Annotated in this window: 19 protein-coding genes; 6 read left to right on the forward strand and 13 right to left on the reverse strand. The window is 54.4% G+C overall.

Features of this window, described 5'->3' with window-relative positions; genetic code table 11:
* Positions 1 to 47: 47 nt before the first annotated feature.
* The 8 genes from J3P76_RS10350 to J3P76_RS10385 form a co-directional block, all read right to left on the reverse strand.
* Positions 48 to 1,235 carry an STY4528 family pathogenicity island replication protein gene (locus tag J3P76_RS10350; RefSeq protein WP_434701849.1) on the reverse strand — a complete coding sequence of 396 codons (1,188 nt, stop codon included), beginning with the start codon at positions 1,233 to 1,235 and terminating at the stop codon, positions 48 to 50.
* The gene (locus tag J3P76_RS10355) at positions 1,232 to 1,780 is read right to left on the reverse strand and encodes a DUF2857 domain-containing protein (protein WP_434701850.1); all 549 of its coding nucleotides are present in this window, start codon (positions 1,778 to 1,780) and stop codon (positions 1,232 to 1,234) included. Before J3P76_RS10355 ends, J3P76_RS10350 begins: the two co-directional genes overlap by 4 nt.
* Positions 1,777 to 3,360 (reverse strand): ParB family protein, encoded by a 1,584-nt coding sequence (locus J3P76_RS10360; RefSeq protein WP_434701851.1) that lies wholly within the window; start codon positions 3,358 to 3,360, stop codon positions 1,777 to 1,779. Before J3P76_RS10360 ends, J3P76_RS10355 begins: the two co-directional genes overlap by 4 nt.
* Before the next feature lie 307 nt (positions 3,361 to 3,667).
* Positions 3,668 to 4,510 carry a ParA family protein gene (locus J3P76_RS10365; protein ID WP_434701852.1) on the reverse strand — a complete coding sequence of 281 codons (843 nt, stop codon included), beginning with the start codon at positions 4,508 to 4,510 and terminating at the stop codon, positions 3,668 to 3,670.
* A 4-nt stretch (positions 4,511 to 4,514) separates the two neighbouring features.
* Positions 4,515 to 4,745, reverse strand: coding sequence for an AlpA family transcriptional regulator (locus J3P76_RS10370; protein ID WP_434701853.1), 231 nt, complete (start codon positions 4,743 to 4,745; stop codon positions 4,515 to 4,517).
* A 108-nt stretch (positions 4,746 to 4,853) separates the two neighbouring features.
* Positions 4,854 to 5,525, reverse strand: a complete 672-nt coding sequence (locus J3P76_RS10375) for a hypothetical protein (RefSeq protein WP_434701854.1) — start codon at positions 5,523 to 5,525, stop codon at positions 4,854 to 4,856.
* A gap of 1,284 nt (positions 5,526 to 6,809) precedes the next feature.
* Positions 6,810 to 8,009 carry a formaldehyde dehydrogenase, glutathione-independent gene (gene fdhA / locus J3P76_RS10380; protein WP_434701855.1) on the reverse strand — a complete coding sequence of 400 codons (1,200 nt, stop codon included), beginning with the start codon at positions 8,007 to 8,009 and terminating at the stop codon, positions 6,810 to 6,812.
* Positions 8,010 to 8,083: 74 nt separating this feature from the next.
* Entirely contained in the window at positions 8,084 to 9,151 is a 1,068-nt protein-coding gene (locus J3P76_RS10385) for a Rieske 2Fe-2S domain-containing protein (protein ID WP_434701856.1), read from the reverse strand.
* 112 nt (positions 9,152 to 9,263) lie between these two features.
* On the opposite strand from J3P76_RS10385, the gene J3P76_RS10390 reads away from it, so the two are divergent.
* Positions 9,264 to 10,211 (forward strand): cupin domain-containing protein, encoded by a 948-nt coding sequence (locus tag J3P76_RS10390; protein ID WP_434701857.1) that lies wholly within the window; start codon positions 9,264 to 9,266, stop codon positions 10,209 to 10,211.
* A gap of 130 nt (positions 10,212 to 10,341) precedes the next feature.
* Here the strand turns inward: J3P76_RS10390 and J3P76_RS10395 are convergent, their stop codons facing one another.
* The gene (locus J3P76_RS10395) at positions 10,342 to 11,223 is read right to left on the reverse strand and encodes an SDR family NAD(P)-dependent oxidoreductase (protein WP_434701858.1); all 882 of its coding nucleotides are present in this window, start codon (positions 11,221 to 11,223) and stop codon (positions 10,342 to 10,344) included.
* 386 nt (positions 11,224 to 11,609) lie between these two features.
* On the opposite strand from J3P76_RS10395, the gene J3P76_RS10400 reads away from it, so the two are divergent.
* From J3P76_RS10400 to J3P76_RS10415, 4 genes are all read left to right on the forward strand, one after another.
* Positions 11,610 to 13,223 (forward strand): DUF1302 domain-containing protein, encoded by a 1,614-nt coding sequence (locus tag J3P76_RS10400; RefSeq protein ID WP_434701859.1) that lies wholly within the window; start codon positions 11,610 to 11,612, stop codon positions 13,221 to 13,223.
* Between the two features lie 21 nt (positions 13,224 to 13,244).
* Positions 13,245 to 14,594 carry a DUF1329 domain-containing protein gene (locus tag J3P76_RS10405; RefSeq protein ID WP_434701860.1) on the forward strand — a complete coding sequence of 450 codons (1,350 nt, stop codon included), beginning with the start codon at positions 13,245 to 13,247 and terminating at the stop codon, positions 14,592 to 14,594.
* 71 nt (positions 14,595 to 14,665) lie between these two features.
* Positions 14,666 to 15,736 (forward strand): YCF48-related protein, encoded by a 1,071-nt coding sequence (locus J3P76_RS10410; RefSeq protein ID WP_434701861.1) that lies wholly within the window; start codon positions 14,666 to 14,668, stop codon positions 15,734 to 15,736.
* Between the two features lie 10 nt (positions 15,737 to 15,746).
* Entirely contained in the window at positions 15,747 to 18,224 is a 2,478-nt protein-coding gene (locus J3P76_RS10415; RefSeq protein ID WP_434701862.1) for an efflux RND transporter permease subunit, read from the forward strand.
* 160 nt (positions 18,225 to 18,384) lie between these two features.
* Here J3P76_RS10415 and J3P76_RS10420 read toward each other — a convergent pair whose 3' ends face one another.
* Positions 18,385 to 19,194 (reverse strand): alpha/beta fold hydrolase, encoded by an 810-nt coding sequence (locus tag J3P76_RS10420; protein WP_434701863.1) that lies wholly within the window; start codon positions 19,192 to 19,194, stop codon positions 18,385 to 18,387.
* A 596-nt stretch (positions 19,195 to 19,790) separates the two neighbouring features.
* On the opposite strand from J3P76_RS10420, the gene J3P76_RS10425 reads away from it, so the two are divergent.
* Entirely contained in the window at positions 19,791 to 20,879 is a 1,089-nt protein-coding gene (locus J3P76_RS10425) for a methyl-accepting chemotaxis protein (RefSeq protein WP_434702026.1), read from the forward strand.
* 165 nt (positions 20,880 to 21,044) lie between these two features.
* Here the strand turns inward: J3P76_RS10425 and J3P76_RS10430 are convergent, their stop codons facing one another.
* Genes J3P76_RS10430 through J3P76_RS10440 form a run of 3 tightly spaced genes read right to left on the reverse strand, consistent with a single transcriptional unit; the run spans position 21,045 to position 23,675 of the window.
* The gene (locus J3P76_RS10430; RefSeq protein WP_434701864.1) at positions 21,045 to 21,395 is read right to left on the reverse strand and encodes a c-type cytochrome; all 351 of its coding nucleotides are present in this window, start codon (positions 21,393 to 21,395) and stop codon (positions 21,045 to 21,047) included.
* Complete coding sequence (locus J3P76_RS10435) at positions 21,392 to 23,050, reverse strand: FAD-binding oxidoreductase (protein ID WP_434701865.1); 1,659 nt, start codon at positions 23,048 to 23,050, stop codon at positions 21,392 to 21,394. The genes J3P76_RS10430 and J3P76_RS10435 overlap by 4 nt, the downstream gene beginning before the upstream one ends.
* 31 nt (positions 23,051 to 23,081) lie before the next feature.
* On the reverse strand, positions 23,082 to 23,675 hold the full coding sequence (locus J3P76_RS10440; protein WP_434562942.1) for a hypothetical protein: 594 nt from the start codon (positions 23,673 to 23,675) through the stop codon (positions 23,082 to 23,084).
* Positions 23,676 to 23,861 lie beyond the last annotated feature (186 nt).

Raw genomic sequence — 23,861 nt, forward strand, 5'->3', positions numbered from 1 at the left:
ACGGTTGATTTTCGAGACGCTCGCTAGTGATGCCAGTGGCATCAAATCTACTGACGTCCAGGGCGTTTGCTACGCAGCTGGCGTAGTTCATCCAGGCACGCTTGGGCGAGGGCAGAGGCGGGTTCGCCCTTTTTCCTAAGCTGGCGCGGGGAAGCGGGTGGCGGTTCTGCAACGGGTAACGATTCAGCCTGACCTGCCCAAGGGCGGAAATCGCCTTTCAGCGCCCGCTGGATCAGGCCCATCAGATACGCCGCCGGTTTGCGGACGCTACCTGCCGCACACCGCGCGGCCGCTTCGTTGAGCACCGCCTGCCGGTCTGCTGGTTTCAGCTTGTTCAGCGTCACGGTGACGGCCTGCCGCTCGCTCGGACTCAGGTACAGCGGATCAGGCCAGTGCAGGTTGTCCACCGCTGGGGTCGCGCGCGGTACCGTACAAATACTTTCTTTAAATACAGTACAGGCAGTGTTCGGATTCCGAACGCTGCCGGAAACCTTGGCGTTCAGACCCGGTTCGGAATCCGAACGAGGTTCCACACGATTCCGAACGAGGTGGTCGCCACCCAATTCGGAATCGTGTGACGCTTCATTGGGCGCCTTATCCAATCCTTGTTTTGTCCAATGGTCGCCCCAACTGTCGAGCCGGGTGGGGAGTTGACCCAAATCGATATCGGTGTCCTGACGAATTTCTTCCAACACATGCCGAGCGACAATTCGCACAGCCTTGGTCGCGTGAGAGAGGGCATGGCCGACCAGCTCCAGATAATCCTGATCCAGCTCCATGGCTTCGGCGGGGGTTAACGGTTCATCGTGCAGGACGTAAAGAGAACCTTGTAGGCGTCCGCTGAGCTGATCGCGACCACGGCTTACCAAACTAAGCCAGCGCGTCAACCTGAGCATCGTCAAGACGCGAGCGATGGTTTCACGGGATGCAGATACACCATAGGGTACGCTCGACAGGTAAGGTTGCAGATCTTCATAACGCGGCGTGACCACGCCATGGCCTTGCAGCATGAGTCGAAAGACTTGCCATGCATTACGTTCCAACGGCGTTAGCCGACAATCCAGGAGCAGACGACGCGGTACGACTTCGTGTGATTGGCCACTGAACAGAAAGCCAGCTTGGAGAGCTTGGTTGGAAGGTGGTTCGGTGGTCGGGTGTGCAGGCCAGCGTTCACTTAGTTGTTGGGTGCATTGCTGCAGGACGCGTTGCCAGCGACCGGACGGGACAGTGCTCATGTTCCGTTGTTGTAATGGTCGATTTGCTGCCAAACGATGGTCAGGCTGATCTGTTGCTCCTCGGCCAACATCATCATGGCGTCGAGCTGATCCTCAGCACCGTCCTCAGCGCGTAGCTGGCACCAACGATGCCAGAGCGCATGTTCCTGCGCTTCGCTCAAGTTTTGGGGGCGGCCTTTACGGGTTTCTATCTTGAGCAGCCGTCGGCGCAGGGCGGTCTCCGAATGCGCCAAGCCGAAGCACTGATACATGATGGTGCTGCTGGCACCGAGCTTTAGCGCTCGGTTGATTAAGCGCTCATTCTGTTCGTCGCGTTCGGCCTGGTCGATCAATCGATGCAGCACCGGCGAATCAATCCTGATCTCAACCCAGGGGACGGTGGCGTGGGCCAGGCGTGACAGCGTGGTGGGCGGTAAGGACTGCAATAGGTAAATGTCCTCTTCATCCAGCCCGAGTGCTTTGCAGCGTTGCAGGTTACCCAGGCGCAACTCGTGAAGGACCTGAGTCAGCATGGCCTGGTTGAGCACATTGAAGGACAGGTTCATGGCTCCTCCCTTGGTGAGTCGACTTCAACGGAAATCGATAAGTCGATCAAGCGCCGGGCTAAGCGAATGAGACGATACAGTTTGATTAACAGACTGTCGGGCAGTCGCTCCAGCCCTACGTCCATGGCGGGACGATCTGCCAGCGGGAGTTGATAAACTCCCAATAGCAGTTGCCCGAACAGGGCTGAGGGCAATTGCTTGCGATCCGCCCAGTTTACTTCGTCTTGGGCACGCAGCAGGGCCAGGAGCATCAAGTGAATGCTGGTTGCACGAGGTGCTGCAAGATCTAGTTGCTCCATGTTGAGGGCGAAGCCCAAACCACATTTCTGATCGATGATGCTCTCGGGATGTCCGGCGTAGGCCGCCATTTCCCTAGCCAGGCCGGCAATGGCTAAACGCAGTTGTTCAGGGGTATCCAGTGTTGGTGCGATGATCCAGATGTCGTCGATCGGGCAGGTTTCGACGATCTGTGATGGTTCGGTGGCAGTGGCGCGATCAATCTGTTCGCGGATCTGCTGGACACGTGACGGAGGGCTGATTGCTGATGCGACATTCGTTTCGGGCAGCGTGAACTGCTCCTCTCGCTCTGTTTCGGTCTGCGCCCCGGTTTCAGCTGATTTGGGATGCGGCTCGGGTGGAGGAGGTTCGGCCGCGGGCTCATCAACGCTCGGCAGTAGGTTGTTCTGCGGGGGCGTGACGATTACGCCGGGCGTCTGGATAACCCGATGGGTGTCGCCCAGCTCCAGGGCCAACATGCGGTAGGACTGTCCGACTAAGCGACTCATGCGTTCGAGCAGTTCATCCTGGATTTGCTCAAGGTCGAAAGACTCTGGATCGGCATCGAATTGCTCTAGGGTGTCGAGCCAAAACTCGGGAAAAGCGATGGCGTCGGTTGGATAACGATTCCAGGTTCGTTCAGCCTGTCTGCGCAGACCAATCAGGCGTTCAATTTTTGGTTTTCCCAACCCGGCATACAGGGTTTGTGGAATGGCGGGCAGAAGATGTTCAAGGGTGTCCAGCATCCGGCTGATGTGCGACTGCGAAATCGGATAGCCTCCAGCGGCAAGACGTTGTGCCAGCTCACGTTGCGAGAGTGTTGCGTCATCTGATTCAAGCATGGTCTTGAGTTTGGCCACTGCCTGAGCACGTTCGATGAAGGTGAGTTGACCGTGCAGATCGCTTTCGGCCAGATGGCCGAGTAGGGCGCTGATTTCATCGGTCCAGGGTCGGAACAAGCAATGGATGCGGAAGAAACGCTCGTCGCGGGTTTCCTGCCACAGCTCGCCCAGAATCGCCAAGCGTGTATTACCGCCGTTGCGGATGATGAAGTGGGTTTCACCCGGGCGGCGGGTAATCGGTGGAGGTTGGTCCAGCCCGCGTTCACGGATGGAGGCCTTGAGATCGTCATACAGCGGGTTACGGATGAATCGCGGGTTGTGTTCGTAGGGCCGCAACTGCTCCAGCGTGACCAGCATAGGCGTATCAGTGAGTGGATCGGACAACCGCCCCAGTTCTGGACCGCAAGGGAAGTAGTTCTGGTGCAATTTTCCTGTGATTTCCTCCTGAGTGAGCTTCTTCATTGGAGCAACCTCAGTTAACGTCGAGGGCGCAAATGGTCACCGATCTCGAACTTGACGATTTCGGCAGTGCCCGAGCCTTCGAAATAACGAGACAGTTCCGCGAGGAACGACCCCATGGCTGAGCGCCCTTCTTGTAGACGAAAGACCACTGTGCAGTAGTCCTCGCTAGGTGGGCGGCAGGGGTGGATGGATGGTTGAACAATGATAGGAAGCTGGTCCAACATCAAAAGACTCCTTGCCAAACGCAGTTGGCCTCAACGTCGATCAGACAAATTTCGTTTCGAGAACTACAGCTTGGCAATTCACTTCATCGAACCTCCTCGCACTTGCTCAAAGTAGCTATCGCTGTGCGCCATTCCGGGAACAATTCGATGGCCAGTGCTTGCATGGTTTCCAGTGCCGATGGCGAGCGTCTTTTATGGGACCGGCGCGTCTCGATCCGGTGGACTGGCAGACCGAGGGAGGCAGCATTGAGATACGCCACTGCATCTGGAACTACAGTGTCTAACACGGAGATGCTGGTGGCCCCAGCGAAGGTCTCACGCAAACTACAGACGATCATCCGGGTGTCGATCCTAATGGCGTTCACCTGGTTCAGTAGCAGTCGCAAGGGTGGTGGTGGAATGCCCAGGTGGCGGAACGGTTCGAGTTCGCTGAGCAGCTTCAAGGTGCCACGGCGCAGCTCGCGGGCGGCGAGCATCTCCGGCGTAATGGGAGAGAGGGCGAGATCGGAGGCCAGGATGGCCATTTCCAGCAGCACGCTACGTGCGCCTTGGGTGTCGATTAATAAAAGGTCGTAACAGGGGCGGAAATGGTCGAGCAAATTGCGCAGCCGTAATCGCCCGTCAGGGGCGTGCAGCAGCAAAGTGCTCAGTCGGCCTTGATCATCGTTGGAGAGGATCAGGTCGAGACCGACGACCACAGTCGTGGAAATTATCTGCGCAGGATCTGTCTGGTTGAGCGCGATGAGTTCGTAAGCACCGGCGATGGCCTCGTGTTTCAAGGCGTAGTAGCTGGAGAGGGTGGGTTGGCTATCCAGATCGAGCAGCAGGACGCGTAGGCCAGCATCCGCCAGCAGACCGCCGAGATTGGCAGCCACTGTTGTTTTGCCTACTCCACCTTTGGTGGACACCACTGATACCACAACCATGGCATCAGGCCTGCTGCGCCAAACGCTCATTGATCCACTGTTCGATCTCCAGCGAGTCCCAGCCGACGGCGCGCAGTCCAATGCGTTTGGAATGAGGGAATTTACCCTCCTTCATCAAATTGTAGATGTGCGCACGCTTGAAGCCGGTTTTTCGCTCCACTTCGTCACGCCGCATGATGTGACGTTCGGCCGGTGGTTGAGGGCTGTCAGTGAGCGAGACGGATGAGCTGGACATGCTGGTCACTCCTGGCGCCGCTTGGCGCGTGGTGGGAAGTGACCTGCAGTGAATAGCAGAAAATGAGATTAGTCATTGCAATGCAATTGACGATATTGCAATACAACCTTACCGCCTAGCTTGGGCAAGACTCCGACGAGCCGCCGCAAATTTTTCATCCAGTGAACGCTTACCTAGCCCAGGAACGTCGCCGTAATGTGCGGTTATGGAGTCGACGATTGAGGCTTGGCTGTTGAATATCGAATGACGTCTTCCTGCTTCGGAGGAGCCGAGCATCGTTTCGAGTAGCGCTCCAATGATGTTGAGAAAGCTGGCTTTGCTATGCTCGCTCACATCTTTTTTATCCTCAGCAAGCGCGCTAAGACTTTCGCGTTCCAGTCCCGCAGCGGTCAGTTCGTCCATTAACTCCTGCAGTCTCGCTTCGGTTACTTTCAACCGTACCTGAAGGGCTTCCCTATCTGCCTGCAGAATAAGGTAGGTGTCATAGCGGACAGCCTCGTCAGTAGCGGTTGGATGAAAAAGAAAGGACGGTCGCTGATCTGGATATTGATGGGTTATCCATGACTTTAGGTCCGAATGTCGGATGGTCAGCAATTTGAAGTCGACAGGTGTGCCTGGCGTAACGGTGGTGCCTAAAGCACCGTAGCGCAACTCCTGATTTCGTATGGCATCCAGGATTATCTCTAATTTCTTGTAAAGGCATGGCCATTGCGGGAAGGCTGTGATAACACGCTCAGGGCTATCCCAAACTAACCCGAGAATTTTTGCCTCGTAATCCATCAAGTCACACCAGCGTATGGCCGCCTCGATGGGTCTGTAAAAGAGCTTTTCGTAGGGGTTAAAACTGCTAGGTCCGTGCATTAGGGGTAGCTTCCTATTAAAGGGCAGCCCCGCTAGGTAATGTCGAAAGATCTAAACATCGTGCCCTAGGCTTCCGTGCGGTTGCTGTCCTGTATTGCTCTGATTATTTGCAAGTTTTTTATATCCTGGCTTGTTGATACGTCGAAGTTGTAGGAGCGTCGCCGCGGAATATGTGTTGTTAGGCTCAGGCTCCCGCGGGGTTTACCTATCAGGTTGAGCGGCTTGCTTCGACATGACGTTCATTTCAATGTCGCATAAACGGATGCGACACTGCATCCTTGAACCATCTAGTTCTCCTTGGGACCTGAGCAATCTGAACCAGAAAACGGCCGATTAAGGCCGTAGGTAGGATGAACAGAGGTGTGTCCGTATCGTGCGTTGATGATTACTTTTGGCTGCGTTCAACTCTCCATAGCCTGAATGTCGTCATAGCTGGTTTCTTTGGTGCTAGCATAGTGCACGTCGTGTAGCGAAACGGGGGAGATGCCGCGAATCTCGCTTGCTGAGCAGCGTTTCCAAGGACGGGGCGACAGCCGAGTCACGCGCCTGGATAGCACAAATCAACTGGTGTGTTGCTTCCTTGCTAAAACGAATTTGCTGAGCGCGCTTTTGGTTGCCTGGATGCGTGGGGACGTATGTCACGAGCAGCTCTCGGTCCTCATCTCCAAATCGCACCTCGGAAAGTATTTGTATATGAGCAATAGTAAAAATCATCTATTAGTTAACGATCCCAGGCGAACGTGACGCCGCTAACCTGAGGCCGACCTCCCAGTCATGTGGATAGATGCCGTCGCCCCTAGGGGATCGAGGGCCATCCGCGAAAGCCTGGCGGCAGATTGCAGGGTGCATTCGCTATCTGACAGGCACTAGGCACTTGGACGACTTCCCTGCGGGGTGCAGGTGAAACCAATAAAATAGCCATTGCTCCGAATAGACAAGCCAACAACGTGATTGTTTTTATTCTTGTTTTCATTTCTTCGTCTCTTGAGGGCACAAATTAGCTACAGGCTGCGATGTCTGCAGTTGAATTAGTCCTATCTTTCGGTAGTGCGGATAGTTTTTTGACGAACGGTGCGACATGGCCGGACCACAGGTTTGGAACCCCGAATACAGGCTAGGGAGTGCGCGGTTCAAGGAAGTGAATAACTCGTTACGATCAAGGCGCAGCGGTAGTTGGCCGCTACGCATTGAGGCCTGTTGGTGCTAAGCCGCACTGAAGGTTCTGTGGGGATCAATTACAAATTTCTTTGGCACACCGGCATCGAACTCGCCGTAACCCTCTGAAGCCTGGTCCAGACCGATGACCTGCACTCCCACCACTTCTGCGATATTGATGCGGTCCCACATGATCGCCTGCATCAGTTGGCGGTTGTACTTCATCACCGGCGTCTGGCCTGTGTGAAAGCTGTGGGATTTGGCCCAGCCCAAGCCGAAGCGAATGCTTAGGCTGCCCATTTTAGCCGCAGCATCCACAGCGCCCGGGTCTTCGGTGACGTACAGGCCGGGAATGCCGATTTTTCCTGCCACGCGCACGACCCCCATCAGCGAGTTGAGCACAGTGGCCGGTGCCTCGCGTTTCGCACCGTCATGGCCGTGGCCGCGGGCTTCGAAGCCCACACAATCAACCGCACAATCCACTTCCGGTTCGCCTAATAGTGCGGCGATTTGCTCGTGCAACGGTGTGTCTTTCGACAGGTCGACAATTTCAAAACCCTGGGCTTTGGCATGCGCCAAGCGGATTGTGTTGATATCACCGACGATCACCACCGCAGCACCGAGCAAACGTGCCGACGCAGCTGCTGCCAGACCGACCGGACCGGCCCCTGCGATGTACACAGTACTTCCCGGACCGACTCCTGCGGTAATGGCGCCGTGGTAACCGGTGGGCAGGATGTCGGACAGGCAGGTGAGGTCGAGAATTTTCTCCATGGCCTTGTCGCGGTCCGGCAATTTGAGTAAGTTGAAATCGGCGTATGGCACCAGAACATATTCGGCCTGTCCGCCAGTCCAGTCGCCCATGTCGACGTAACCGTAGGCGCCACCGGCACGGGCGGGGTTGACGGTTAAACAAACGCCAGTGTGTTGCTCTTTGCAGGAACGACAGCGACCGCAGGCTACGTTGAAAGGTACCGACACCAGGTCGCCAATCTTCAGACTTTCAACGTCGCTGCCTTTTTCGATGACTTCACCTGTGATTTCGTGGCCCAGAACCAGACCAACCTGAGCAGTGGTACGGCCTCGCACCATGTGCTGGTCGGAGCCGCAGATGTTGGTAGAAATCACTTTGAGAATAACTGCGTGCTCGATCTTTCGACCCCGAGGATCTTGCATCTTCGGGTAGTCGATTTTTTGCACTTGCACTTTTCCCGCGCCCAGATAAACCACACCACGATTATCAGACATATCCTGTTCTCCTTTATTGTGAGTTGGCCGACGTTTAATGCTTCGTTAGGGCTTGCACAGTGCGTGCGTCAGGCTTATTCGGGCATTGCGATCAGCTCAGCCTGGGCCTGTTCATCTTTCTTCAACTTATTCAAAACCCACCGCATTTGGGACAAGGCATTGTCAAAAGCGATGGGGACTTGCGTTGGATTCGGGGTGTGTTGGAGGACGCGGGCTTGAGCCTCAATCATGATCCGATCTTCTTCGAAGGCCATGCGGGCAATAGCGATCATGTCATCGGCAAGTTTCTCGCTGCATCCGGCAAGCGCATGGCGATTAGGCGCCCAAGAGAAAAAGTATCTTGAGTTAGTGTCATCAGTTGGCGTGATGGCCTGGCATGTCACGTCGTGAGTAATGGGCGCTACGTCCTGCGGTTTTTCACCATTGAATTGCTCCAGGGTTCCACGCGGAAAACTGTACGAATTCATCACCATTACGCCCGGTGCCAAATAATCGTAGGCCGTAAAAATATCAACCGTGTCGGAATTCACGACTCCTTTGATGTGATTCGGTGTGGGTTGGGCAGGTAACCAACGTTCTACACGTACTCCGCGATCGAGCCGGCTAACCTTCGGTCGAACGTGTGCCCAATCTATGCCCATGCCGAAGCTTTCTGGATGGAGGAAATAGAGGTGCGAAAAGTCCAGCAGGTTGTCGTTAACCAACTGATAATTGGCTTGATACTCGATGCTGCCTGATCGGAAAATCCAATCTGGATGATCATGACCTACAGCTGGAGGGATAAGCGTGGGATCTGCCTGCTGTGGGTCGCCGAGCCAGACCCATACCCAACTGTCTTGTTCAATGACAGGGAAGCTACGGACGCATGTCTGCGCAGGGATGATGTCTTGACCAGGTATTTCGGTGCATTTGCCTGAACTGTCAAACTTCAGGCCGTGGTACATGCAGCGAACGGAGTCGCCTTCTTTTCTCCCGATAGATAACGGCGCCGAGCGATGGCAGCAGCGGTCCTGGAGAGCGGCGATGGCACCATTCTCCATGCGATAGAGCACGATTGGCTCATTGATAATGGTTCGAGCAACCAGCCCGTCAGTCACCTCATAGTTCCACGCTGCCACATACCAGCAGTTGTGCAAATACATAGATCCTCCGGTGGCTTGTTGTATTTGTATCGCCAGCTTATGGATGCGAGGATTAGTCTTCTATGCCGTATAGCATCGTTTTTCGGCTGAATTCATCACATTGGGGGAGCGCGTGGATCTTCTAGGCGAAGTACTTTTATCTCTTAAGGTAGAGGTGAACTCGGGGGGCATCTATGCGCTGGGGGATCCGTGGGGGCTAAGGGTTCCCGGCTTTTCTGCCGCCAGCGCCTTCACGTTGTGTTGCCTTGATGCCCCGCTGTGGTTGACGGTTTCGGGACAAGCCCCGGTTCGGCTCGAGCCGGGCGACTCGGTTCTGATATTGCACGGAGCTGCGTATACGGTGGCCTCGAGCCCTGACGCGGACTGCATCGATTTGATGGACTACTGGTATGCGAGAGGATTACCGCTGCTGGTCGCCGGAGAACGACAGTCGGCTCCTATTTCCGGACTGGAATTGGGACAGGGCGAAAAGAAGGGGCGGATGATGATTCTCGCCTTTTTACTTCAGGCCGCGGACAGCAATCCGTTGTTACGGTCATTGCCCCGGATGATTCACCTGCACGGAAGTGCCAGTGGCATGTTCCCCTGGATGAATTCAATGCTGGAGTTTCTCGTCAGCGAAGATACGGCCAACCGCGCCGGTTACGTGGCGACTGCTGCACATCTTTCAAACGTGATTTTTACAAGTTTTATCCGAGCGCATGCGCTGTCAGTTCCAAGGGAGAGTAGCGGCTGGCTGCAGGGGCTGGCGGATCGACGCATTCGCCAGGCTCTGGTTTCCATGCATGCGCGCCCCGGTGAGCACTGGACCACCGAGTCACTGGCGGAAGAGGCGGGAATGTCTCGTCATACCTTCGGTCGCCGCTTCACTCGTCTGGTGGGTCAGTCGCCCATCGATTATTTGATAGATCTTCGGATGCTGGTGGCGGCGGAGCATCTGCGCGCCGGCAATCCGGTTGCCCGGGTGGCTGAAGCCGTGGGGTATCAATCGGAGCGTGCCTTTCGCGAGGTGTTTCGCAGGCGATTTGGAGTACCTCCGTTGCGCTATAGCAAGGCGTAGTCATCGGTGTTGAGCAGAGGGCCAACCCTTGCGCAACGATTCGATCAAGTGTGTTGGATCATCGTTCTGAATCAGCAGCGCCAACATCAGGTTGGCACTGCGGATAAGGGCGTTTGCTCTGCGGCTCTGGTTAGTCTGCCTGGCCTAACAGGCCGCCACCGTCGATAACGATTTCGGTACCGGTGATGTAGGAAGACGCTGCAGAGGCGAGGAGGAGCGCAACCCCCTTGATTTCTGCGGGCTCCGCAACGCGATGCTGCGGGTTTCCCGCCTCCAGCAACCGCCGCATTTCGGGATCGTTGACATGGCCATCTGCGATATTGGTAGCGAATGCACCCGGGGCAATGGCATTCACCTGAATGTTGTACTTGGCCAGCTCCAAAGCGGCTTGACGCATCAAATGGGAGGCGCCGGCCTTTGCCGGGAAGTAAGACGTGCCTACCCAGGCGGCATTGAGACAGCTTGCAATCGACGTGGTCACCACGATCTTGCCGGAACCCTGGGGCTTCATATGTCTGGCTGACTCCTGCAGACAGTACAGCACGCCATTCAGATTGATCGCCATGACTCGCTCCCAATTGCTGAGGTCGAGGTTTTCCAGGCTACCTTGCAAAAGTCGCTGCCCCTCGCGCCCAAGAAAACCAGGACCCGAATCGATCCCTGCATTCGCGAACACCACGTCCAGTCTGCCGTAATGATTGACTGTGTTTTGAAATGCATTGGCGACGGACGCCCGGTCGCTGACGTCCACGAGTTCACCACGTACGTCAAAGCCGCGGCGAGTGAGCGAAGAGACCGCGTCATCGAGGAAATGGGCATTGATATCCATCAGGGTGATTTTTGCACCATTTTCTGCAAGCGCTTCTGCGCAGGCCAATCCGATACCGCTTGCTCCACCAGTGACTACACAAACTCGACCGGATACGTCGAATAAACGTGAGGCTGTACTCATCTCAAATCTCGCTGTTTTTGTATTGGACGGATAGTTGTTATTACCGAGAGGCGGGGTCATGCAGCACCTATCGGATGGCGGTTGGATCGACGCGCTAGCCGTTTTGCCTTGGGCCACGTGAACTGGGGTGTCTGCTTGCACCGACATGACAACCTGCCTTACTGCGGCGCTGGAAGGCCGAACAGGAGAGCGCAAGAGCTCTAGCCTGGAGAAATAAGAAAAGGTGGCGGACGTGAACAGATGTTGGCGGGCTAGCCGCACGCCTTGGCAAGAATTGGGGGAGATTCAAGCAAAGGCGGGTCTATCTTTGGATAGGTGTTCCCGGTTGTGCCGACTCCGTACGTTCGGCTCACAGCGGCTAACTAGCAGCTGGATAGGACTCAAAAGTCAGGCTTCACCTGCCTGGTCAAAATATGAGCCTTACCGATAATCGGAGAACAATAATAATGGCGATTAATAAAGACCGTATCTGTTTCAACACTGGAAAAAAGGGAGAGTTTACGTCGAGGTCGTTGCTCACCGCTGCGCTTCTGGGCTTCGCGTTAGCAACGCTCAGTACCAGTTCAGCTGTTCGCGCAGCACAGTTCGAAGTGGGTGAAGTCGACGTTAACTGGACCAACACCCTCAAGTACTCCCTGGGTTCCCGCCTCGGTGAACCTAATGATAAAAACCTGGCCAATCCGAACGTCGATGATCCTGATCGAAATTTCGATAAAGGATCATTGATGATGAATCGGTTTGACTGGTTGAGCGAATTCAATGCGCGTTGGAAAAACTTTGGACTGAGTTTGAGTGGTGCGGCCTGGTACGACAACGTCTACAACCGCAACAACGATAACAACTCGCCATCGACGTTTAACCCGTACTCAGTCAGCAACGATCATTTTGCCGACCAGACAGAGAAATGGGCGGGTAAGAAAATCGAGCTGATGAACGCCTTTATATCCGGTCAGTTTACGCCGATGGATGTACCGGTCAGCATGCGATTAGGGCAACACACGCTTATTTGGGGCGAAAGTCTATTTTTTACCGATAACGGCATTGCTGCCGGTATGGCACCCGTGGATGCTTACAAAGCGTTAAGCGTTCCTAATATTAAAGCGCAGGAAGTGTTCCTTCCGACCAACCAGCTTTCAATGAGTGTGCTGTTATCTGATAGCTGGGTAGTCGAAGGCTACTACCAGTTTGAATGGGAAAAAACCCGTATTCCCCCGGCGGGCAGTTATTTATCCTCAGTTGACCTTTTGGACGAAGGGGGTGAACGAATCATCGCGGGCTCTGGTACCTATTTTTATCGTGCTTCTGATAAAGAACCGGACGCTGCGCAATATGGGGTGTCGGTGCGCTGGCGACCAGTCGACTTGAACCTCGATATCGGCGCTTATGCACTTCGCTATAATGACAAAACTCCCCGTGTCAATACCGTCCCTTCAGGCGGCTTTGATCCGGCAACGGGTTCAATTGGACAGTACTTTCTCGATTATAAGGAGAAGATTGGACTGTATGGTTTGAGCGCCAACATGTCGTACGGCTCGCTGAACCTTGGAGGGGAGGTATCTTATCGCGATGGTGTGCCGCTTCGGGCAAACGGCAATGTACTTGTCCCGGATGTCCTGGGTAACACGCTGCACGCCCAGGTATCGGCAATCTGGGTCGGAAACGCCGGGCCCGCGTGGGATGGTGTCAGTATCGCCGCAGAGTTGGCAGGACATAAACTCCTTGAGGTCACCAAAAACAAGGAGCAACGTGATACCAGTTTAGATGATTCGGTTTACGATATTCGCGGCGTCACCACCTTTCAATACTTCCAGGTGATGCCAAGTCTGGATATCGAACTTCCAATTGGTCTTGGCTACAACTTTAAAGGTAAGTCTCCGATTTCCGCGGCCTTTAATAATTATGGTAGTAACGAAGGGGGCGATCTCACTGTCGGCGTGGTCGGTACTTACCAACAAGACTGGAAGTTGGGCCTTAATGCGACCCACTTCTTTGGTAGTGAGTCGGGTAATTACTACTCGGGGCGTGATTTCCTGATGGCGTCTGTCAGTCGATCCTTCTAAATGTAATCAGGTATTTTTTTCATGAATAATTACAGTGTGAAATTTCTGCTATCGGCTGCGTTTTTCGTAGCGCTTATCAATACTCCTGTTCGAGCCGCTGTAACCCCAGTGGAGGCGGCGAAACTGAACAGCGAGCTTACGCCGCTTGGTGCCGAGCGATCGGGCAACGCATCAGGTAGTATTCCTGCGTGGTCGGGTGGTTACAAAGGCATGCCTACTGGCCACAAGCCGGGCAGTATGAACAGTGACCCGTTTCCAGACGAAAAACCAGTTTTGGTTATTAACAGCAAGAACGCCGCAGCCTACAAGGATCAACTATCTCAAACGGTGCAGTTACTGTTACAGCAAAATCCCGAGTGGCGCCTTGATGTATATCCAACGCATCGCACCGCGTCGGCTCCAGAGGCTTTTTATAACTACACGAAAACCAATGCTACTACGGCGCAGCTCAGTGGCGACGGTGTGGGTGTCACCCATGCCTACGGTGGTATCCCGTTCCCTTTACCGAAGAATGGTTCAGAAGTTCTTTGGAATCACTTCCTTTCCTGGAAAGGAGTCGGAGTGGAAATGGAGGGTGGAATGTATATGGTCGATAGCAAGGGGCGTTCTTCGTTGACGGCTGCGTTAAAAATGGACGGCTTCTATCGATATGCGTTACCTGGTGGCGAAAAGGATTTTGATGGGTTCTTTCAATGGCATCGATCGTTAACCACCGCTCCGGGTCGCAGTGCAGGTGAGGCATTGATCGGCATTTGGCCGCAAGACTTCACCAGCCAGCAGCCAGGCTCATGGCAATATATGCCGGGTCAGCGCCGGGTTAGAAAACTACCTAATGTACAGTTTGATACGCCAAACTTTCTGATGTCCGGCTTGACTCAGTTCGATGAGGCCTATGGGTTCTTCGGTTCCCCAGAGCAATACGATTGGAAGTTGGTCGGAAAGAAGGAGATGTATATTCCTTATAATACCAACAAGCTTTTTTCCGTTATTCCGGAGGAGTTGTTGACTCCAAAAGTGCTTAATCCGAATGTCATTCGTTGGGAGCTGCATCGGGTTTGGGAGGTTGAGGCGACGCTTAAGCCTGGCGTTCGAAACGTTGTGCCTAAGCGCCGTGTCTATATGGACGAGGATACATGGGCCATCGTTATGGCAGACCTTTGGGACTCTCAAAACAAGCTCTATCGCGGTGCGATCAACTACCCGGTTGTGAACTATGATCTGCCTGGTGTGGTGATGCGACCTTTTATGTCAATAGACTTTCAACAACAGGCTTATACCTTGGGCGAGTTGGACACCAAGTACCTTCCGGTCACCCCGAAGCCTCGTTCCTTTTATTCCGCTGAAGCATTGGTACAAGACGCCCTGCGTTAAAACCATGGTCCGGGCGGCCCATGGTCGCTCGGACATTACTGAGCGGAGCTATTGCTCAAAGGGGTCATAAGATGGTTTATACGATCGCGCGCGCAGCTCATTGGTTGAGCGCATTGTATCTGGTTGTCGCTGCATATGGCGCGAGTGCCGAGGAAGGGCGACCCGCTGTGTTGGACCGTCCTGCCCGTGAAGTACTGCAGCCAGCTTCAACGTTTCTTCTGGGCGTGACCAAAGCAGGCGAGCGCCTGGTAGCTGTCGGCGAGTCGGGCCGTATCGTCCTGTCGGATGATCAGGGTCAGAGTTGGCGCCAAGCCAAGGTGCCGACCAGTGTACTGCTTACGGCTGTCGAGTTCGCGGATGCGAAAGTTGGCTGGGCAATCGGTCATTCAGGGGTGGTGCTTCGCACTGAGGACGCTGGTGAAACCTGGAGCCGCCAACTGGATGGTGTTCAAGTCGCTCAATTTATCCATGACGCCGCCTCCCGATCAGCTACGGGTGCCCCAGGGATCGCCAAGGGTATTAGCGTCGATCAAGCTGAGCGGTTGATGAGCGATGGCCCGGACAAGCCTTTTCTCGCCCTCCATGTTGAGGACAGGCAAAAGGTCACCATCGTAGGCGCCTTTGGCTATGCGCTGAGCACCCTGGATGGTGGTAAACACTGGGTATCTCTGGACAGACAACTCGATAACCCGATGGGCCTGCATTACTACGGAATAGCTAAAACGGACGAGGGCCTGGTGCTGGTGGGCGAACAAGGCATTGTTCAGCGTCAGATCAGGGCCGAAGAGTTTCACCGTGAGACCCCGTTCGAAGGAACACTGTTTGGCATTCTGTCTCCTGGCAATCACGTCTTTGTGGCTTATGGATTGCGCGGGAAAGTGTTACGCAGCCTGGACGACGGAAAGACCTGGAATAAAGTCAGCAGTGGTATTGAGGCCTCCATTCAAGCGGGGGCGGTACTTCAAGATGGCACCCTTCTGTTAGTGGCGGAAAATGGTCAAATGATCTCCAGCCAGGACCGTGGAAGCACTTTCAATTTGCTGTCGGTTCGAGGCTTGCCCACTGCTTACGTTCTTCCTGTTTCCGCCAAAAGTTTGATTGCGGTGGGGCCTCTCGGGCCACAAACCGTCCCTGCGCCGTGAGATTCCAGACATGAAAATTGAGACGACCTCGGCGACAAAGGTCGAAGATTTTGATCCTGCTGCCGGTACGCTTCTTGAGCGGGTTTTATTTAACAATCGCTTGTTTGTCGTGATGTTCTGCGCGTTAGTAACGGTTTGCCTGGGATGGAGTGCTCAGCATATTGACCTGAATGCAAGCTTCAAGGCAGTGATTCCTAATGATCACCCGTATATCCAAAACTATTTCGCTAATGAGGCCGATCTGCAAGGCCTGGGAAATACCCTAAGAGTGGTGGTTGCTACCCAGGGCGATAGCATTCTGAACGCTGATTATTTAGAGACCTTGCGAAAAATAAACGATGAAATTGTCACCATTCCCGGCGTTGAACGACCCTTTCTGCAGTCCTTGTGGACTCGAAGCACCCGTTGGTTGATGGTGACCGAAGTGGGTATCGATGGCGGCCCGGTCATGCCGGATACGTTCGATGGCAGTTCTTCCAGCCTGGAGCAGTTGAGGCTTAACATTCTTCGTTCGGGAGAAGTCGGAAAATTGGTGGCTGCCGACTTTCGGTCGAGCGCTATCGTTGTTCCCTTGTTGGATTATGACGCTCAAGCGCAGAAGGCGCTTCACTATGGTGAGCTATCCAAACAACTGGAAAACATCAGGAGGAAGTACGAAGGTCAGGGTGTCAGTATTCATATCGTCGGCTTTGCAAAAGTCGTCGGCGATCTGATTGATGGCTTGAATCAAATATTAATATTCTTTGCAATTGCCGTCGCCATTGCGGCTGCGATGGTTTTTTGGTTCACCCATTGTATGCGAAGTACTTTGTTGGTTGTGGCCTGTTCCCTTGTCGCTGTGGTTTGGCAGTTGGGAATCTTACCGTTGATTGGCTTTCGCCTGGACCCCTATTCGATTCTGGTTCCGTTCCTCATCTTTGCCATTGGGATGAGTCACGGTGCGCAAAAAATGAATGGTGTGATGCAGGATATCGGCCGCGGCATGCATCGTCTTCATGCGGCACGCAATACCTTCCGGCGTTTGTTTATGGCAGGCTTTACAGCGTTGGTTTGCGATGCGGTCGGCTTTGCGGTGCTGTTCATGGTCAATATTCAGGCGATCCGCGAGTTAGCCATCGCTGCGAGTATCGGCGTGGCCATTCTGATCTTCACCAATCTAATCCTGCTGCCCGTCCTGTTAACCTATACAGGGGTCAACGATCGTGCGGCCAAACGGGCTCTTGTCCAAGAGCAAAATTCCCTGGACGCGTCTCATGAAAGGCTTTCCCTGTGGCGAGTGCTGACACTCTTCACCCAGCGGCGCTGGGCTATTGGCGCGATTGCCTGCGCAGTGATATTGGCGGTAGCCGGTTTAGTGGTGGCGTCGCGGTTGCAGGTGGGGGATCTGGATGCCGGGGCTCCGGAATTACGTGCCGATTCTCGATATAATCTGGATAACGCCTACTTGACCGGCCATTACGCGACCAGCAGTGATGTCATGGCAATTATGGTCAAGACCCCTCCTGATCAATGTGTTAACTACGAAACGCTGGTGAAGGTCCGCGATCTGCAAATCCTTTTGGGGCAATTACCCGGCGTCGAAGCCACCAACTCCTTTGCCAACCTGGCCAGGCAAATGACTTCTGCTTACAGCGAAGGCAGCTTCAAATGGGCAGAAATTCTGCCCAATCAAGCGGCGTTGAACTCGCTGATCGGTCAAACGCCTCGGGGGCTGCTTAACACCAATTGTGATCTCCTTACCGTGTACGCCTACCTGAAAGACCACAAGGCGCAGACACTCCAGCAAACGGTGGAAGTTGTTGAGGCTTTTGCCAAGGAGAACGACACCGCAAACGTGAAGTTCTTGCTCGCTGCGGGGAACGCAGGCATTGAGGCGGCGACCAATCAAGTGGTCAAGCACCACAACTACTTGATGCTGGTCGGGGTCTATCTCGTCGTCATTGTGCTTGCACTGGTTGCATTTCGCTCCTGGCAAGCGGTGGTGGTCGCAGTGGTACCGCTCGTATTGACAAGTATTCTTGCCGAAGCGCTGATGGTTTGGGTGGGCGTCGGGCTGAAGGTCGCTACGCTACCCGTAACGGCTTTGGGAGTAGGAATCGGGATCGACTATGCGCTGTATATCTTAAGTGTGACGTTAGCCTGGATGCGTATGGGGGCATCACTCAGTGAAGCGTACTACCGTTCACTGCTGTTCGTAGGGCGAGTGGTGATGCTCACGGGCGCGACATTGGCGGCGGGCGTTGCGACTTGGGTGTTCTCACCCATCAAGTTTCAAGCCGATATGGGTATGCTGTTGGCCTTTATGTTCCTTGTAAACATGTTCGGTGCGCTGATCTTGCTGCCCGCGTTGGCCAGTTTCCTGCTGAAACCACAGCTTCAGGCTCGCGAGAGTCAACATGTCGCCGTTGAGTCTTGCGAGTTCGACGAGCTACAAGAGCCTCAGAGTCGGACATGTAGTCGTGCGACGCTGGAAGTGAGAGGCGTCTAAGCAAGCATCGTTCAATCAACGCCGCACTGAGTGCGGCGTTCTTTTTGAATACTGCGTGTGGGTGATGCCGCACTTGTTTACGGCTCTCGGCGGTGGATAGCCCGAGGTTTTGTCGAAACGCTGGAAGTCGGACATTGCGATGGTGTTGCGCGCTTATTGATTAATCGCGCAGCAGGAATTCACGAACGGCATGGCGAGCGGTTTCGGATTCGTCCAGTACCAGGTGCCCTGCATTTCCCACTATGTTCACTTCGCAGTGGGGAAGGGCTTGTTGCCAGTGTCCGGCTTGGCCGACCGGAAGAATTCTGTCTTCTTTACCCCAGACAACCAGGGTAGGCGTTTGAATTTTCTGCAGGGTCGAAGGCATCGCGGTATTTATCATTTTCCCGTTGAGTAATAACCGGCAGGCTGAATCTCCTTCCTTCTTGCGCATGGCATTGAATTCTTCATCTGGCCCTTCAGGGAGGTAGGGCGCCAGGCTGCTGACATTGTGTACCAGGTAGTTGGGGATCTGCTCTGGCGGAACTTTACTCAGGTCAGTGGGCGGATGCTCCTTCACATCAAGGCCGGCGGGACACGCGAGCACTAACCGATTTACGCGCGAGCCATGCTGCGCCGCAAACTCGGCAGCGAGGTATCCCCCAAGCGAGGTTCCGACCAGGTGAACGCGATCCAGGCCCAACACGTCAAATAGCTTGGCGTAGTGATCGACATAACCTTGAATTGAATCAATTCGAGGGTTGATTGCCGACGCGCCGAAACCCGGATGATAGGGCAGATACGTCGTAAAGTACTTGTCCCACTGATCGGAAAACCCTATTCCATGCCAGGTTCCGGCTCCATGGAAATACACCAACGACTCACCCGTTCCGTTTTGATATACGACAGTTCCAGTGTTATCAATGTTTAATTTTTTTCGGATGTAAGTGCGGTGATCACCCCTGCGGTCGCCGAATGGAAAGCTGCTCATAAAATGCACTCCTGATGGTAGGTCCGCTGAATAAATACGAAGAATGGAGGCGTAGCGTTATGGAAAAACGCACCTTCGCTTCATATTTCGTCCACGCCGCGTCGACGCCATAGGCATCCAGTTCAGTATCGAGATCAGACTTTCTTCCCCTCACCTATCTTCCGGCAGGCGTTGTCGAAAAATGCTTGATGGGATTCTAGGAATGAGCAATGACAATGGGCTCATTCACCTAAACAAACGGATCAGCCTGGATCTGCAGCAGATAACCATTCGCGCTGCACAGGACCTCCGCAGTATTCCACTACCGAGAAAATAAGGCTGCAAGGCAAGCGCAACAGTTGATCAGTGAACTCAAGCACGAACTTGATCGCCTGCGGGTCAGCCAACCGGGACATTCCTCTGCGGATGTTCTGGGTGAAATGGCGTCGTCAGCGGGACACTATGCTCAAAACCTGGATGATTTGGTCCGCCTGACCGATTCCGTCGGCCTATTTGCTGGGCGTGAGGAAATCGAGGCGCTTAACACTGGCCTGGACAAAGATGCTGGGCGGCTTCTCGAGTTAGGAAAGGAGGTCTACTCCGCACAAAGCCATGAAATGCTTGCTTTGAAAGCACACATATTCCAGTCGCTCGGCGCCAGCGTGCTTCTGCTCCTCTTCGTCGCGGCAGGCTCTACCTTCGTGCTTCAGGCCCAAATAGTGGGTCCTTTACGAAAGGCGGTAGGGGTACTGCAAGAAGTTGCAAAAGGAAATCTGGCGGTTCGGATGGACAGCCATCGTCGTGACGAAATAGGTCAGTTGTATGCTTCCATGCAGCGAATGTGTGACGGATTGCGGGGGCTGGTGACTGGAATCGGCGATGGCATCCATCAACTTGGGCAGGTTGCGCAGGCGTTTTCTGAATATGGCATTGCCAGTCAAAATACAGCCCATGTTCAGGCGCAAGAGTCTGAGCAAGCTGCCTCGGCGATGACGCAGATGGTCGCGAGCGTTCAGGAAGTGGCTTATAACACGCAGCAGGCCCGAGAGGCCGCAGAGTTGGCGGAACGTCAGGCAACAGCCGGAGTGGACGTTGTCGGTGAGACGGTACGGCAGATTGATCGACTGGCGCTCGGCGTTGAGCGCTCTACCGAGTCGGTGGTTCGCCTGGAGACGGAAAGCAATCGAATCAGTGGCGTGCTTGACGTCATTCGATCAGTGGCAGAACAGACCAACCTGCTTGCCCTCAATGCGGCAATCGAAGCTGCGCGAGCCGGTGATCAGGGACGCGGCTTTGCCGTCGTGGCGACGGAAGTGCGAGCCCTGGCCAGGCGGACTCAGGAGTGCACTGTGGAAATCGACCTGCTTACACATAGCTTGCAGAGCATTGCTGGCGAAGCCGTTGCGCAAAGTCGGGAAAGTCTCACGCTCACCCGGCAAACCGTAGAACTCGCAGGCAAGGCAAGCACAGCGCTTGGAGAAATCAGTATCGCAGTCTCGCTGATTGAGCAGATGAATCAGCAAATCGCTGCCGCGGCAGTACAACAGCACGCAGTGGCAGAAGATGTCGGGCGCAGTGTTACACGGGTGCGGGATTTGGCGGACAGCACTGCTTCGAATGTGAAAGGCAGCGCCCAATGCGGTCTCACCCTCACGCAATTGAGTGGCGAACTACAACAATGGGTTGGCAGCTTTAGTGTGAATTGAAAGCCGGGGTTGGCCCTGGCGCGTAATGCCAGTGCGCAAAGGAAGTTTGGTGGCGCAACAAAAAGAGGAGCTTGGTAGCTGGTCAGCCATGAATTTGCTGACGCTATCGCGCTCCTAAAGTCCTGAAGTGGACGATTTGTCGAACGGCTATGGGCACAATTCCCGTTAATTGCCAGTCTGCTTTTTGTTTGCAGGCTCGGCGAGGTAGCGCGCCAGGGAGTCCAACTCAATATCGTTAATTTCTGTTTTGCGGAAAAATGGCATCACCGAAATGCCATTGCGAACGAAGTACTTGACCAGTTCTGGCGAAAGGTCCGAGCGGTCCTCGAGGCTTGCTGGAACGGCTCCTTTATATCGCGCATCCAAGGCCGTAGTGCCGGGATAGACCTCCCCTCGAGAGTGGCAAGGAGCACACCACTTCTCATACACCAACTTGCCTTGGCTTTCTGCGGCGTCTGCGGTTATGGCCCAGCTTAGCGGCGCACTTGCGAGGAGGGCCAGGAGTGACGGCTTCATGGTTTTTTCTCCTGCCGTAGATTCTTCGGCCAAATTCCATAGCGCCCCGGAGAGATGATGCCATTAGGGTCAACGGCATCCTTCAGCGTTTCATGGAAGCGCAATAGAATATTGCTGTTGAAGGAGTAGGTGTCCATGACATCGCCCTGGAAGGCGGTGGCGGTTCGGTACTCACCCCAGCCATTTTCCGCGGCGATTTTGATCAATGCGCGAAACGCTGCCCGCGTCTGTTTGTTCTTTGCAGGATCTTTTGAGATCCAGAACGGGATGATGAAAACAAAGCACCGTTCCCAGCAGGGGACGGGGACGTTGAGGGCGAAAGCAAATGGCACGCCGAGTTTCCGAGCGGCTGTTCCGAGCACTTCATTGATTTTAAGAATGGCTTCACCGTCTCGGGGAATTATCGGGGAAAACCACGCATGACCTTCGGAAGGTGGTGCGGGATTCCAGTGAGAGCGTGCACCGATCGAAAAGGCGCGCATGTTGGGAATGCCAAACTGAGCGGGATATTGCACCTGCTTTTGCTGCTCTGGCGACAGGGGCAGATCGTAATACTCACTTTCCTCAAATTTGGCGTCAGGAATTGCTTTGCGAAAGCGTTCCTGGACATATTTCCATTGAGCGCGAATGATTTTTTCGGGACCGTAGAAAGTGAAGGCGCCATTCCAAAAAGGGATGCCATGTTGCTTGCCGTAGCCTTCATACTCTTGCGGTTTCGCGCCGCGGTCCGCCAGTGCTTTGTACTCGGCATCGCGCGCCACCGGCCCGTGAAGCAGGAAGTCGTGCAGGCCGGCCAGACTTGGCGATCCCAGCAGAGGGCTGTTGATGTCCGGAAAGCCGGTAAAGATCTTTTGATTCTCCATCTCGGTCATGATGTCCACCAACGGTATGAGGTCCCGATAGTTGGACAGGTGCACTGTGCCTTTTAGAAATGCCTCTGGTTCAGGCATCAACCAAAATCCCATCTTGGTCACAATGCCAAAGTTTGACTGGCTGAAAATGCCGTCAACCCAAGGACCAAAGCCGGTCTTGTAGAGCTGCCAGGTCTCTGCGCCAGGCATCGCTCCCATACCCGTTCTCATTACCTCGCCATTGGCCAGCACCACTTCCATTCCACAATGAGCATCGAAGTGGTTGCGAAACTGTGCAGCCGTATAACCTGCTCCGCGATCTACAGCGTTCCCTAACATGCTCCCCCAGCCTGGGTCAGGAACATCCATCCACAACTTGATGTTTTTTTCCTGCAGATAACGGTAAAGGTCGAAGTAGCTGACCCCTGGCTCTACGACGCAGTAGGCCTGCTTCTCGTTAACCTCCAGGATCCGGTTCATTCGCTTCAGATCCAGTACCACCGAACCTGAACAGGTGGGTGCTGACCCTCCATAGCCCAGGTTTTTCCCTGTGGAGATCGGATACATCGGGATTTTGAACTGGTTGGCGATGCGCATCAGTTGCTGAACTTCTTCAGTACTTGATGGAGCCACTGCCGCCGATGCGAGAATTTCTTCGGCCTCTCCCCAATAGGGCGAGTAAGAGTCGCGATACAGATGCAGGTCTTCCTGGCTGGTAAAGACCCATTCGTCTCCTACCACTTGCCTGAATTTACTGAGTGCCTGGGCGAAGTCTTCGGCGCTGACGCCGGGCGGGGTTTGCATATCTATACCTCGTAAATCGAACTGTGATGTGTCAGCTGATCAGCGGAGCGATAACCCAGCTGACGAGTGGACTGACAAGCAGGCTGGCGTCAGCAGTCCCTGAAATGATGCGATGCGAGCTGCACGAACCCGGAGTACCACGCCACGAGCAGACACCGGCCAGCCTGGCCATGCGCTCGCTCCAATCCGGGCCCTCCAGAAGCTGGCTCAATGGCTGAAGCAAATGCTCTGTCGTTTCAATCTGATGGCTTAGCTGATTGTTCGGCAAAGCTTCATGAGTGATGCGCAGGACTACTCTCATGCCGCGGTCCTGAGCAAGGCGCTCAAGGCAAAAGAGCGGTTGCGGGGCTGTCATGCCTGCAATGATTGTGGGATGCCGGCGCCACTGTGGGTCCAGTGTTTCAAACCACAGGTCGGTGATATCTCCGTCGATCATGTGGTGGGGCAGACCATTGCGTGCTGCCTCACTACCAAAGCGTTGGCTCGCCTCGAACCGGTTATCAGCGATGACTAAGTCGGGTTGGCGCAGCGCAGCAGCGTCGAGGCTTGCGGCAATCACGTTGGAGTTGAAACCGGCAACCACACCGCAGGTGAGCCCAACTTTCAAAAAGTCACGGCGGTTCATTCGGATTGCCATTTAGCGATGATTACAGCGCGGATTCGCTCAGGCAGAAGTACCTGAGGTCCGTCGCCGCCATTTGAATTGAGTGGGCAACAAAAAAAATCGGAATGGGTCATGAGGTCCTGCGCTTCTGATTGTTGTTATCCCCGCTGCATTGCTGCAACTGGGCAGATCCATGCAGTAGTCCGC

The organism is Pseudomonas sp. D1-36 (assembly GCF_051132205.1).
In the GTDB taxonomy this organism is placed as follows: domain Bacteria; phylum Pseudomonadota; class Gammaproteobacteria; order Pseudomonadales; family Pseudomonadaceae; genus Aquipseudomonas.